The organism is Streptomyces sp. NPDC001848, assembly GCF_042891915.1.
Taxonomy (GTDB): domain Bacteria; phylum Actinomycetota; class Actinomycetes; order Streptomycetales; family Streptomycetaceae; genus Streptomyces.
The window spans coordinates 303,686-316,287 of sequence record NZ_JBIATP010000005.1 but is presented as its reverse complement, the minus strand read 5'-3'; the positions used below and the strand labels follow the sequence as shown (position 1 = coordinate 316,287).

The window sequence follows — 12,602 nt, the reverse complement described above, 5'->3', positions numbered from 1 at the left end:
GCCCCGCACGGGGCGGCGCCATGAAGGTCGGGGCCGTCGTCATCACGATGGGCAACCGCCCGGCCGAGCTGCGGGCCCTCCTGGACTCGGTGGCCAAGCAGGACGGAGACCCCGTCGAGGTGGTCGTGGTCGGCAACGGCTCCCCGGTCCCGGACGTCCCCGAGGGCGTCCGCACGATCGAGCTGTCCGAGAACCTCGGCATCCCCGGCGGCCGCAACGTCGGCATCGAGGCCTTCGGGCCCGGTGGCACCGACGTCGACGTGCTGCTCTTCCTGGACGACGACGGCCTCCTCGCCCGCACCGACACCGCCGAGCTGTGCCGCGAGGCCTTCGCCGCCGACCCGCGGCTCGGCATCATCAGCTTCCGCATCGCCGACCCCGACACCGGCGAGACCCAGCGCCGCCATGTGCCCCGACTGCGCGCCTCCGACCCGATGCGCTCCTCGCGGGTGACCACCTTCCTCGGGGGCGCCAACGCCGTCCGCACGAAAGTGTTCGCCGAGGTCGGCGGGCTGCCGGACGAGTTCTTCTACGCCCATGAGGAGACCGACCTGGCCTGGCGGGCCCTGGACGCGGGCTGGATGATCGACTACCGGTCCGACATGGTGCTGTACCACCCGACGACCGCGCCCTCCCGCCACGCGGTCTACCACCGGATGGTCGCCCGCAACCGGGTGTGGCTCGCCCGCCGTAACCTGCCCGCCGTCCTCGTTCCGGTGTACCTCGGTGTCTGGATGCTCCTGACACTGCTGCGCCGCCCTTCGAGGGCCGCTCTGAGGGCCTGGTTCGGCGGCTTCCGGGAGGGCTGGACGACCCCGTGCGGGCCCCGCCGCCCCATGCGGTGGCGTACGGTCTGGCGGCTTGCCCGACTGGGCCGGCCCCCGGTGATCTGACAAGCTCGGTACTCGGAAGCCGGCGGGCGGGACCCACATCCCGGCTCACGCCCGCGCGCGGGACGTCCGCGCATCCCGAAAACGGAGAGTTTGCCAACCTGTGAGTGAGACAACGCATGACGGGCGCGTCGCGGTGACCGCCGGCCTGTCGGCCGACGGCGGGCTGACCCCGGCCGAGCTGGCCGCCAAGTACGGGCTCTCGGTCAGCGGCGCCCGGCCCGGACTGGTCCGTTACGTCCGCCGGCTGTGGGGACGGCGTCACTTCATCCTCGCCTTCTCGCAGGCGAAGCTCACCGCCCAGTACAGCCAGGCCAAGCTCGGCCAGCTGTGGCAGGTCGCCACGCCGCTGCTGAACGCGCTCGTGTACTACTTCATCTTCGGGCTGATCCTGAAGGCCAGCCGGGGCATGTCGCACGGCACGTACATCCCGTTCCTGGTGACCGGCGTGTTCGTGTTCACCTTCACCCAGAACTCGATCATGGCGGGCGTCCGGGCGATCTCCGGCAACCTGGGCCTCGTGCGGGCCCTGCACTTCCCGCGCGCCTCGCTGCCCATCTCGTTCGCGCTGCAGCAGCTCCAACAACTGCTCTTCTCGATGATCGTGCTGTTCGCCGTCGCCATCGGGTTCGGCAGCTACCCGAGGCTGTCCTGGCTGCTTATCATCCCGGCCCTGGTGCTGCAGTTCCTCTTCAACACCGGCCTCTCCCTGATCGTGGCGCGGATGGGTGCCAAGACCCCGGACCTCGCCCAGCTGATGCCCTTCATCCTGCGCACCTGGATGTACGCGTCCGGTGTCATGTTCTCCCTCCACACCATGCTCGCCGGCCGCCCCGAATGGGTCGTGCGCGCACTGCAGGTCAACCCGGCCGCCGTCTACATGGACCTGATGCGCTTCGCGCTCATCAAGCACTACGGCGCCGCCAACCTCCCGCCGCACGTGTGGGCCATCGCACTGTTCTGGGCCGTCGTCGTCTTCGCCGGCGGGTTCGTGTACTTCTGGAAGGCGGAGGAGCGGTACGGCCGTGGCTGAGCAGAACACCGGGGCCAGGGTGCCCACCGTCATCGCGGACGACCTGCACATCGTCTACCGCGTCAACGGCGCGAAGACCGGCAAGGGCAGCGCGACCGCGGCCCTCAGCCGCATCCTGAAGCGGGGCTCCGACGAGGCGGCGCGCGGCGTGCGCAAGGTGCACGCGGTCCGGGGCGTGTCCTTCGTCGCCTACCGCGGCGAGGCCGTCGGCCTGATCGGCTCCAACGGCTCCGGCAAGTCCACCCTGCTGCGCGCCATCGCCGGACTGCTGCCGCCCGAGAAGGGCAGGGTGTACACCGACGGCCAGCCCTCGCTGCTCGGCGTCAACGCGGCCCTGATGAACGACCTGACGGGCGAGCGCAACGTCATCCTGGGCGGCCTGGCGATGGGCATGTCCCGGGAGGAGATCAAGGATCGCTACCAGGAGATCGTCGACTTCTCCGGCATCAACGACAAGGGCGACTTCATCACCCTGCCGATGCGCACCTACTCCTCCGGCATGGCCGCCCGGCTGCGCTTCTCCATCGCCGCCGCCAAGGACCACGACGTCCTCATGATCGACGAGGCGCTCGCCACCGGCGACCGCGCCTTCCAGAAGCGCTCCGAGGAACGCATCCGGGAACTGCGCAAGGAGGCGGGCACGGTGTTTCTGGTCAGTCACAACAACAAATCCATCCGTGACACCTGCAACCGCGTCCTGTGGCTGGAGCGCGGTGAACTCCGGATGGACGGCCCCACAGAAGAGGTCCTCAAGGAGTACGAGAAGTTCACGGGCAAGTAATCCGTGCAGCCCCTGGCCCCGTCGCAACGTTTCGGCGGGGCCGTGCGTCTGCAAAGGAAACGTCAACTCGGGTTTGTCTCGGGAATCTTGGCACCAATCGGTGTGTTGTTGTGATGCGCAGGACACCCCGCGGAACCTCGCTGCGTTGTACAACGTAAGCTGTAACGGTGCTGATTCGCGGCAAGTGGGGCGATAATGCCCTACACCCCCACACCTGTCGCGTTGCACGGACAGCCGGGCGGCGTGTCCGAAAGAGGATGTATTGGGTCGGCGGTGTAGAACGGGAGATGTGACGGCAATGGCTACGGAAAGTCTCCAGCTCCGCGGGGCATGCGCCGTCTCCGCGCCGGGCGGCGAGCGGTGACGCAAGCCGGGACGGCGCGCACCGGCGACCCGGAGCGCGACACCCTCGACAAGGCCGCGGACGAGAACTTCCCCGTGGCGCCGTTCTTCCTGCCGACGGCGTGGCGGGCGGACCTCATGGCCGTCTACGGCTTCGCCCGGCTGGTCGACGACATCGGTGACGGCGACCTCGCGCCCGGTGGATCCGACGCCCGCCTGCTCGGCGTGTCGCCCGATCAGGCCGAGGACCGCCTGGCCCTCCTGGACGCCTTCGAGGCCGACCTGCGCCGGGTCTTCGACGACACACCCCGTCATCCCCTGCTGCGCCGGCTGCAGCCCACGGTCCGGCGCGCCGGCCTCACCCCCGAGCCGTTCCTCGGCCTGATCGCGGCGAACCGCCAGGACCAGCTCGTCAAGCGGTACGAGACGTACGACGACCTCCTCGCCTACTGCGAACTGTCCGCCAATCCGGTCGGCCGCCTCGTCCTGGCCGTGACCGGCACCTCCACTCCCGAGCGAGTGCGCCGCTCCGACGCGATCTGCACGGCGCTGCAGATCGTCGAACACCTCCAGGACGTCGCGGAGGACCTCGGCCGCGACCGCATCTATCTGCCCGCCGCGGACATGAAACGCTTCCACGTCCAGGAGGCGGACCTCGCCACGCCCACGGCGGGCGCATCGGTTCGCGCACTGGTCGCGTACGAAGCAGAACGCGCCCGCGATCTCCTGAATGAAGGCGCCCCCCTGGTGGGTAGCGTCCACGGCAGGCTGAAGCTGCTGCTCGCGGGCTTCGTGGCGGGAGGAAGGGCGGCCATCCACGCGATCGCCGCAGCCCACTACGACGTACTTCCCGGCCCGCCCAAGCCCGGCAAGCTCCGGTTGCTGCGTGAGGTGGGCGTGACTCTGCGAGGAGAGGGGTGATCCGGACCGTGGAGTCGGAAGAACACGTGTCCCCACCGGTACTCGCCGCGTACCGCTACTGCGAGGCCGTGACCGGGCAGCAGGCCCGTAACTTCGCCTACGGAATCAGGCTCCTGCCGACGCCGAAGCGCCGCGCGATGTCGGCGCTCTACGCGTTCTCCCGGCGCGTCGACGACATCGGTGACGGCGCGCTGGCGGCCGATGTGAAGACGGCACGGCTGGAGGAGACCCGTGCGCTGCTGGGCCGTATCCGCGATGAGGAGGTCTCCGAGGACGACACCGACCCGGTCGCGGTAGCCCTCACCCACGCCGCCCAGCACTTCCCGATCCCGCTCGGTGGCCTCGACGAGCTCATCGACGGCGTCCTGATGGACGTACACGGCGAGACCTACGAGACCTGGGACGATCTGAAGGTCTACTGCCGCTGTGTGGCCGGGGCCATCGGACGGCTCTCGCTCGGTGTGTTCGGCACGGAACCGGGGGCGCGCGGTACCGAGCGTGCGCCGGAGTATGCAGACACGCTAGGGCTCGCGCTCCAACTCACCAACATCCTCAGGGACATCCGCGAGGACGCCGAGGGCGGACGCGTCTACCTCCCCGCCGACGACCTCGCCAAGTTCGGCTGCTCGGCCGGGTTCCACGGACCCACTCCACCCGAGGGCTCCGACTTCGCGGGCCTCGTGCACTTCGAAGTGCGTCGGGCCCGCGCCCTTTTCGCCGAGGGCTACCGGCTGCTGCCCATGCTCGACCGGCGCAGCGGCGCCTGTGTCGCCGCCATGGCCGGCATCTACCGCCGGCTCCTCGACCGCATCGAGCGCGACCCGGAGGCCGTGCTGCGCGGCCGTGTCTCGCTGCCCGGTCGGGAGAAGGCGTACGTGGCGGTGCGCGGCCTGTCGGGGCTCGACGCGCGGAACGTCTCCCGTCGGACCGTCAGGAGGCGTGTGTGATGGACTCCCCGGTCTCTTCCCTCGCCACCTCCGAAAAGCGGCAGGCAACCCTCCGGTGCGGCGCGGCGTCCCTGACTGCGACGGCCCGCCGTGCATCGTTCAAACACCACGGTGGACCGGCACGGGAGGAAACACGATGAGCGACGGCACCCAGGTGGAGGACCCGGCCGCGGACACCTCGGGCCGCCGCGGCGTGCCGTCCTCGCCCGGGACGTCCGCCGTGGTGGTCGGCGGCGGGCTCGCCGGGATCACGGCGGCGCTGGCGCTCGCCGACGCCGGGGTGCGGGTCACTCTGCTCGAGGGACGGCCGCGGCTCGGTGGTCTCGCGTTCTCCTTCCACCGGGGCGAGCTGACCGTCGACAACGGCCAGCACGTCTACCTGCGCTGCTGCACCGCGTACCGCTGGTTCCTCGACCGCATCGACGCCACCACGCTCGCGCCGCTGCAGGATCGTCTCGACGTGCCCGTCCTCGACGCGAACGCGGCACCGGGACGGCGGCTCGGCAGACTACGGCGCGACGCGCTGCCCGTACCCCTGCATCTCGGGCGCAGCCTGGCCACCTATCCGCATCTCTCGCTGGCCGAGCGCGCCAAGGTGGGGCGTGCCGCACTGGCGCTTCGGGCACTGGACCTCGCGGACCCCGCGCTCGACGCGCAGGACTTCGGCAGTTGGCTGGCCGCGCACGGTCAGTCGGCGCGTGCCGTCGAGGCACTGTGGGACCTGGTCGGGGTCGCCACCCTCAACGCGGTGGCCGGCGACGCCTCGCTCGGGCTCGCCGCGATGGTGTTCAAGACGGGTCTGCTGTCCGACCCGGGCGCGGCCGACATCGGCTGGGCACGCGTCCCGCTGGGCGAACTGCACGACCGGCTGGCCCGCAAGGCGCTCGACTCCGCGGGCGTTCGTACCGAGGTCCGTACACGCGTCACCTCCATCTCCACTGACGAAAACGGGCTCTGGAGCGTTCAGGTTCCCGGCGAGCGCATCGAAACGGACGCCGTCGTCCTCGCCGTACCGCAACGCGAGGCCCACGATCTGCTGCCCCCCGGCGCCCTCGACGCCCCCGAGCGGCTGCTGGACATCGGCACGGCCCCGATCCTCAACGTCCATGTCGTCTACGACCGCAAGGTGCTCAGCCGCCCGTTCTTCGCGGCGCTCGGCTCCCCGGTCCAGTGGGTCTTCGACCGCACCGAGGCCTCCGGCCTGCGCGAGGGCCAGTACCTGGCACTGTCGCAGTCGGCCGCCCAGGCGGAGATCGACGAGCCGGTCGCCGTACTCCGCGAGCGCTATCTGCCGGAACTCGAGCGGTTGTTGCCCGCCACCCGCGGCGCCGAGGTGAAGGACTTCTTCGTGACCCGGGAGCGCACGGCGACGTTCGCCCCCAGCCCCGGCGTCGGGCGCCTCAGGCCCGGCGCCCGCACCAAGGCCCCCGGCCTGTACCTGGCCGGAGCGTGGACCGCCACCGGGTGGCCCGCGACCATGGAGAGCGCGGTCCGCAGTGGCATCGGTGCGGCGGGTGCCGCACTCGGCGCGCTGGGCCGGTCCGGCGCCCACCTCCCCGATCTCTTCGAGGAGGCGGCATGAGCGTCGATTCGCTGGAAACGGGCCCCCGCACCCCCGGTATCGCAACAAGAGGAGAGACCGTGCCCACTGTGCCCCCGGCCGAGACGGCCGCCCCGAGGACCGCGGTGGACGTGTCCGTGCTCCTGGAGCGCGGCCGGACCCTGGCCACCCCGGTGCTGCGGACGGCCGTCGACCGCCTGGCGCCGCCCATGGACACCGTCGCCGCCTACCACTTCGGCTGGATCGACGCCGCGGGCAACCCCGCCGACGGGGACGGCGGCAAGGCCGTGCGTCCCGCGCTGGCCCTGCTGTCCGCCGAGGCCGCCGGCCGGGCCCCCGAGGTGGGCGTGCCCGGGGCGGTCGCCGTCGAGTTGGTGCACAACTTCTCCCTGCTGCACGACGACCTGATGGACGGCGACGAACAGCGCCGCCACCGCGACACGGTGTGGAAGGTGCACGGCCCCGCCCAGGCCATCCTCGTCGGTGACGCCCTGTTCGCCCTGGCCAACGAGATCCTGCTGGAACTCGGCACCGTCGAGGCCGGCCGCGCCACCCGCCGGCTGACCACCGCCACCCGCGCCCTGATCGACGGTCAGGCACAGGACATCTCCTACGAGCACCGCGAGCGGGTCACCGTCGCCGAGTGCCTGGAGATGGAGGGCAACAAGACCGGCGCCCTGCTCGCCTGCGCGTCCTCCATCGGTGCCGTGCTCGGCGGTGCGGACGACGCGACGGCCGACGCGCTCGAGAAGTACGGTTACCACCTCGGCCTCGCCTTCCAGGCCGTGGACGACCTCCTCGGCATCTGGGGCGACCCGGAGGCCACCGGAAAGCAGACCTGGAGCGATCTGCGCCAGCGCAAGAAGTCCCTGCCGGTCGTGGCCGCGCTCGCGGCGGGCGGAGAGGCCTCCGAGCGGCTCGGCGAACTGCTCGCCGAGGACGCCAAGAGCAGCGACTTCGAGAACTTCTCCGAGGAGGAGTTCGCCGCGCGCGCCGCCCTCATCGAGGAGGCCGGCGGCCGCGAATGGACCGCTCAGGAGGCGCGTCGCCAGCACACGATCGCCGTCCAGGCCCTGGACTCGGTCCGGATGCCCCAGGAGGTGCGGGCGCGGTTCACGGCGCTCGCCGACTTCGTCGTCGTACGAAAGAGATGATCACTATCGGTCGAATACACCTCGCGTAGTCGCCGGCCGGTGCCCTGAGCGCACGCGCACCGGCCGACGGCGGACCCACAGCAGCACGACTCGCACGACTGCACGAAGGGGAAGCCATGACAGCGACGACCGACGGAAGCCCCGGGGCCGTGCCGCCCCGCGCTGCCTCGGCCAGCGAAACCAGCGAACCGATCCCGGAGGCGGCCGGGACCGGGGGCACTCGAGAGGCCGCCGAGCGTGCCATGCGGCGTGCGACGGACTTCCTGCTCGCGCGGCAGGACGCCGAGGGCTGGTGGAAGGGCGACCTCGAGACCAACGTCACGATGGACGCCGAGGACCTGCTCCTGCGTCAGTTCCTGGGCATCCGTGACGAGCAGACCACCCGCGCCGCCGCCCTGTTCATCCGTGGCGAGCAGCGCGACGACGGCACCTGGGCCACCTTCTACGGCGGGCCCGGCGAGCTGTCCACCACGATCGAGGCGTACGTCGCCCTGCGCCTGGCCGGCGACACGCCGGACGAACCCCACATGGCGAAGGCGTCCGCCTGGATCCGCGAACAGGGCGGCATCGCCGCCGCCCGCGTCTTCACCCGGATCTGGCTCGCCCTGTTCGGCTGGTGGAAGTGGGAGGACCTGCCCGAACTCCCGCCGGAGCTGATCTGGTTCCCGAAGTGGATGCCGCTGAACATCTACGACTTCGGCTGCTGGGCACGGCAGACCATCGTGCCGCTCACCATCGTCTCCGCCAAGCGCCCGGTGCGTCCCGCGCCGTTCCCGCTGGACGAACTGCACACAGACCCGGACGACCCGAACCCCGCGAGGGACCTCGCCCCGGTGGCGAGCTGGGACGGCGTGTTCCAGCGGCTCGACAAGGCGCTGCACCAGTTCCGCAAGGTCGCCCCGCGTCGGCTGCGCAGAGCCGCCATGAACACCGCCGCCCGCTGGGTCATCGAGCGGCAGGAGAACGACGGCTGCTGGGGCGGCATCCAGCCGCCCGCGGTGTACTCGATCATCGCCCTGCACCTGCTCGGCTACGACCTCCAGCACCCGGTGATGCGTGAGGGCATCGCCTCGCTGGACCGTTTCGCCGTCTGGCGCGAGGACGGCGCCCGGATGATCGAGGCGTGCCAGTCCCCGGTGTGGGACACCTGCCTCGCCACCATCGCGCTCGCCGACGCGGGCGTGCCCGCCGACCACCCGCAGCTGGTCAAGGCCGCCGACTGGATGCTCGGCGAGCAGATCGTCCGGCCCGGCGACTGGTCGGTGCGCCGGCCCCAGCTGCAGCCCGGTGGCTGGGCGTTCGAGTTCCACAATGACAACTACCCCGACATCGACGACACCGCGGAGGTCGTCCTCGCGCTGCGCCGCGTCAGGCACCACGACCGGGACCGGCTGGAGAAGGCCATCGGGCGCGGGGTGAGCTGGAACCTCGGCATGCAGTCGAAGAACGGCGCCTGGGGCGCCTTCGACGTCGACAACACGAGCCCCTTCCCCAACCGGTTGCCGTTCTGCGACTTCGGTGAGGTGATCGACCCGCCGTCCGCCGACGTCACCGCGCACGTGGTGGAGATGCTCGCGGTCGAGGGCCTGGCCCACGACCCGCGCACCCGCCGCGGCATCGAGTGGCTGCTGGCGGAACAGGAGCCCGACGGCTCCTGGTTCGGACGCTGGGGCGTCAACTACGTCTACGGCACCGGATCGGTGGTGCCCGCCCTGGTCACTGCCGGAATCCCGGCCGCGCATCCGGCGATCCGCCGCGCCGTCGCCTGGCTGGAGAGCGTGCAGAACGACGACGGCGGCTGGGGCGAGGACCTGCGCTCCTACAAGGACGCCGGCCGGTGGAGCGGCCGCGGTGCCTCCACCGCCTCGCAGACGGCGTGGGCCCTGCTCGCGCTGCTGGCCGCCGGAGAGAGCGAGTCCAAGGCCGTCGAACGCGGCATCGAGTTCCTCGCCCAGACCCAGAACGAGGACGGCTCCTGGGACGAGCCGTACTTCACCGGCACCGGTTTCCCCTGGGACTTCTCCATCAACTACCACCTCTACCGGCAGGTCTTCCCGCTCACCGCACTGGGCCGCTACGTGCACGGCGAGCCGTTCGCCAAGGCCAAGGGGAGCTGATGACCGTGAAGCCCGACCCGGCCCCGCTGCTGATCGCCTGCGCGCTCGGCATCGAGCACCTCGCCCTGCGCAGCGGCGGCAACGGCGGCGCGGACGGGCCCGTCACCGTACTCCGTACGGGTATGGGACCCCGGGCGGCCGAGCGCTCGGTCACCCGGGCGCTCGGCGACCCCGCGTTCGCCCATGCGGCCGTCCTGGCCACCGGCTTCTGCGCGGGACTCGCACCCGGGATGCACCCCGGCGACCTGGTCGTCGCCGAGGAGACCCGGGACCCGCGCGGCACCACCCCGTGCGAGGGCACCGACCTGCTCGTGAAGGAACTCGTGCGCGTCCTGCCGGGGCGCACCGTCCACACCGGACCGCTCACCGGATCGGACCACGTCATCCGTGGCCAGGAGCGGTCGGAACTGCTCGCGACCGGCGCGATCGCGGTCGACATGGAGTCCGCGGCGACGCTCCTCAGCGCCGTCCGCACGGGGCCGCGCCCGGTTGCGGCCGTCCGGGTGGTCGTGGACGCTCCAGAACATGAACTCGTCCGTATCGGCACCTTGCGCGGTGGAATATCGGCTTTCCGTGTTCTTCGTGCCGTACTGCCTGTTTTCTTTGAATGGCACCGATCTTTGCTGCTCCCCAGGAGGTGAGCCAGATGGCCATGCCGCTGCGCCAGTCCATCAAGGTGGCGACCTATCTCTTCGAACAGAAGCTGCGCGGGCGGGACAAGTTTCCGCTCATCGTGGAGCTGGAACCGCTCTTCGCCTGCAATCTGAAGTGTGAGGGCTGCGGCAAGATCCAGCACCCGGCGGGCGTGCTCAAGCAGCGCATGCCGGTGGCGCAGGCCGTGGGAGCGGTTCTGGAGTCCGGTGCGCCGATGGTGTCGATCGCGGGTGGCGAGCCGCTGATGCATCCGCAGATCGATGAGATCGTGCGGCAGTTGGTGGCGCGCAAGAAGTACGTCTTCCTGTGCACCAACGCCATGTTGCTGCGCAAGAAGATGGACAAGTTCACGCCGTCCCCGTACTTCGCGTTCGCCGTGCACATCGACGGGCTGCGCGAGCGGCACGACGAGTCCGTGGCGAAGGAGGGCGTCTTCGACGAGGCGGTGGAGGCCATCAAGGAGGCCAAGCGGCGCGGCTTCCGGGTCACCACCAACTCGACGTTCTTCAACACGGACACCCCGCAGACCGTCATCGAGGTGCTCAACTACCTCAACGACGACCTGAAGGTGGACGAGATGATGATCTCACCCGCCTACGCCTACGAGAAGGCGCCCGACCAGGAGCACTTCCTGGGCGTCGAGCAGACCCGTGAGCTGTTCAAGAAGGCCTTCGCGGGCGGCAACCGCGGCCGCTGGCGGCTCAACCACTCGCCGCTGTTCCTCGACTTCCTCGAGGGCAAGGTCGACTTCCCGTGCACGGCGTGGGCGATCCCGAACTACTCGCTCTTCGGCTGGCAGCGGCCCTGCTACCTGATGAGCGACGGGTACGTGCCGACGTACCGCGAACTCATCGAGAAGACCGACTGGGACAAGTACGGCCGCGGCAAGGACCCGCGCTGCGCCAACTGCATGGCGCACTGCGGCTACGAGCCCACCGCCGTCCTCGCCACCATGGGCTCCCTGAAGGAGTCCCTGCGGGCCATGCGCGAGACCGTCCAGCAGAACCGCGGGTGACGCGATGACCGCCGTTCCTCTGGGCGTCCCCGAGGTACCGGCCCGGCCGATCGCCGAGCGACGCATGTCGCGGCAGATCCATGTCGGGCCGGTGGCGGTCGGGGGCGGGGCCCCGGTGTCGGTGCAGTCGATGACGACGACCCGTACGTCGGACATCGGCGCCACCCTGCAGCAGATCGCGGAACTCACCGCCTCCGGCTGCCAGATCGTCCGGGTCGCCTGCCCCACGCAGGACGACGCGGACGCCCTCGCCACGATCGCGCGCAGGTCGCAGATCCCGGTGATCGCGGACATCCACTTCCAGCCGAAGTACGTGTTCGCGGCGATCGAGGCGGGCTGCGCGGCCGTCCGCGTCAACCCGGGCAACATCAAGCAGTTCGACGACAAGGTGAAGGAGATCGCCAAGGCCGCCAAGGACCACGGCACCCCGATCCGGATCGGGGTGAACGCGGGCTCCCTGGACAAGCGGCTGCTGAAGAAGTACGGCAGGGCGACCCCCGAGGCGCTCGTCGAGTCCGCCCTGTGGGAGGCGTCCCTCTTCGAGGAGCACGACTTCCGGGACATCAAGATCTCCGTCAAGCACAACGACCCGGTCGTGATGATCGAGGCGTACCGGCAGCTCGCCGCCCAGTGCGACTACCCGCTGCACCTCGGTGTGACGGAGGCCGGTCCCGCCTTCCAGGGCACGATCAAGTCGGCAGTGGCGTTCGGCGCGCTGCTGTCGCAGGGCATCGGTGACACCATCCGGGTCTCCCTGTCCGCGCCTCCGGTCGAGGAGGTCAAGGTCGGCATCCAGATCCTCCAGTCGCTCGGCCTCAGGGAGCGGCGCCTGGAGATCGTCTCCTGCCCGTCGTGCGGACGCGCCCAGGTCGACGTCTACAAGCTGGCCGAGGAGGTCACGGCCGGCCTCGAGGGCATGGAGGTGCCGCTGCGGGTCGCGGTGATGGGCTGTGTGGTCAACGGTCCCGGGGAGGCACGGGAGGCGGACCTGGGGGTCGCCTCCGGCAACGGCAAGGGCCAGATCTTCGTCAAGGGCGAGGTCGTCAAGACGGTGCCCGAGTCGAAGATCGTGGAGACCCTCATCGAGGAGGCGATGAGGATCGCCGAGCGGATGGAGAAGGACGGCGTCGGGCCGGGAGCGCCGGCCGTCACCGTGAGTTGAACAGCACGGACCGAGAGGGGGCCCG

12 protein-coding genes are annotated in these 12,602 nt (G+C 70.5%); all 12 read left to right on the top strand.

Annotated elements, in window-relative coordinates:
- Positions 1–20 precede the first annotated feature (20 nt).
- Positions 21–893: a glycosyltransferase family 2 protein gene (locus ACFYZJ_RS12750; RefSeq protein ID WP_388566661.1), complete on the top strand. Its 873-nt coding sequence runs from the start codon at positions 21–23 to the stop codon at positions 891–893.
- Positions 894–993: 100 nt separating this feature from the next.
- Positions 994–1,923, top strand: a complete 930-nt coding sequence (locus ACFYZJ_RS12745; protein ID WP_388566271.1) for an ABC transporter permease — start codon at positions 994–996, stop codon at positions 1,921–1,923.
- The gene (locus ACFYZJ_RS12740) at positions 1,916–2,704 is read left to right on the top strand and encodes an ABC transporter ATP-binding protein (protein WP_388566268.1); all 789 of its coding nucleotides are present in this window, start codon (positions 1,916–1,918) and stop codon (positions 2,702–2,704) included. The genes ACFYZJ_RS12745 and ACFYZJ_RS12740 overlap by 8 nt, the downstream gene beginning before the upstream one ends.
- 360 nt (positions 2,705–3,064) lie before the next feature.
- Positions 3,065–3,967 (top strand): squalene synthase HpnC, encoded by a 903-nt coding sequence (gene hpnC, locus ACFYZJ_RS12735; protein ID WP_388566265.1) that lies wholly within the window; start codon positions 3,065–3,067, stop codon positions 3,965–3,967.
- On the top strand, positions 3,964–4,914 hold the full coding sequence (gene hpnD / locus ACFYZJ_RS12730) for a presqualene diphosphate synthase HpnD (protein WP_388566263.1): 951 nt from the start codon (positions 3,964–3,966) through the stop codon (positions 4,912–4,914). Before hpnC ends, hpnD begins: the two co-directional genes overlap by 4 nt.
- Positions 4,914–5,054: a DUF6380 family protein gene (locus tag ACFYZJ_RS12725; RefSeq protein ID WP_388566261.1), complete on the top strand. Its 141-nt coding sequence runs from the start codon at positions 4,914–4,916 to the stop codon at positions 5,052–5,054. Before hpnD ends, ACFYZJ_RS12725 begins: the two co-directional genes overlap by 1 nt.
- Complete coding sequence (gene hpnE, locus ACFYZJ_RS12720) at positions 5,051–6,496, top strand: hydroxysqualene dehydroxylase HpnE (protein ID WP_388566258.1); 1,446 nt, start codon at positions 5,051–5,053, stop codon at positions 6,494–6,496. The genes ACFYZJ_RS12725 and hpnE overlap by 4 nt, the downstream gene beginning before the upstream one ends.
- Positions 6,493–7,629, top strand: coding sequence for a polyprenyl synthetase family protein (locus tag ACFYZJ_RS12715; RefSeq protein ID WP_388566256.1), 1,137 nt, complete (start codon positions 6,493–6,495; stop codon positions 7,627–7,629). The genes hpnE and ACFYZJ_RS12715 overlap by 4 nt, the downstream gene beginning before the upstream one ends.
- A 116-nt stretch (positions 7,630–7,745) precedes the next feature.
- On the top strand, positions 7,746–9,746 hold the full coding sequence (gene shc, locus ACFYZJ_RS12710; protein ID WP_388566253.1) for a squalene--hopene cyclase: 2,001 nt from the start codon (positions 7,746–7,748) through the stop codon (positions 9,744–9,746).
- Entirely contained in the window at positions 9,746–10,387 is a 642-nt protein-coding gene (locus ACFYZJ_RS12705) for a 1-hydroxy-2-methyl-2-butenyl 4-diphosphate reductase (protein WP_388566251.1), read from the top strand. Before shc ends, ACFYZJ_RS12705 begins: the two co-directional genes overlap by 1 nt.
- 5 nt (positions 10,388–10,392) lie before the next feature.
- Positions 10,393–11,415 carry an adenosyl-hopene transferase HpnH gene (gene hpnH, locus ACFYZJ_RS12700; RefSeq protein WP_388566248.1) on the top strand — a complete coding sequence of 341 codons (1,023 nt, stop codon included), beginning with the start codon at positions 10,393–10,395 and terminating at the stop codon, positions 11,413–11,415.
- A 4-nt stretch (positions 11,416–11,419) separates the two neighbouring features.
- The gene (gene ispG / locus ACFYZJ_RS12695; RefSeq protein WP_388566245.1) at positions 11,420–12,577 is read left to right on the top strand and encodes a flavodoxin-dependent (E)-4-hydroxy-3-methylbut-2-enyl-diphosphate synthase; all 1,158 of its coding nucleotides are present in this window, start codon (positions 11,420–11,422) and stop codon (positions 12,575–12,577) included.
- Positions 12,578–12,602: the final 25 nt, after the last annotated feature.

What these genes read in the sequence shown, in the direction of transcription:
- ACFYZJ_RS12750 (WP_388566661.1), top strand. Translation starts at nt 21, where the DNA reads ATGAAGGTCGGGGCCGTCGTCATCACGATGGGCAACCGCCCGGCCGAG.
- ACFYZJ_RS12725 (WP_388566261.1), top strand. Translation starts at nt 4,914, where the DNA reads ATGGACTCCCCGGTCTCTTCCCTCGCCACCTCCGAAAAGCGGCAGGCA.
- hpnE (WP_388566258.1), top strand. Translation starts at nt 5,051, where the DNA reads ATGAGCGACGGCACCCAGGTGGAGGACCCGGCCGCGGACACCTCGGGC.
- ACFYZJ_RS12715 (WP_388566256.1), top strand. Translation starts at nt 6,493, where the DNA reads ATGAGCGTCGATTCGCTGGAAACGGGCCCCCGCACCCCCGGTATCGCA.
- shc (WP_388566253.1), top strand. Translation starts at nt 7,746, where the DNA reads ATGACAGCGACGACCGACGGAAGCCCCGGGGCCGTGCCGCCCCGCGCT.
- ACFYZJ_RS12705 (WP_388566251.1), top strand. Translation starts at nt 9,746, where the DNA reads ATGACCGTGAAGCCCGACCCGGCCCCGCTGCTGATCGCCTGCGCGCTC.
- hpnH (WP_388566248.1), top strand. Translation starts at nt 10,393, where the DNA reads ATGGCCATGCCGCTGCGCCAGTCCATCAAGGTGGCGACCTATCTCTTC.
- ispG (WP_388566245.1), top strand. Translation starts at nt 11,420, where the DNA reads ATGACCGCCGTTCCTCTGGGCGTCCCCGAGGTACCGGCCCGGCCGATC.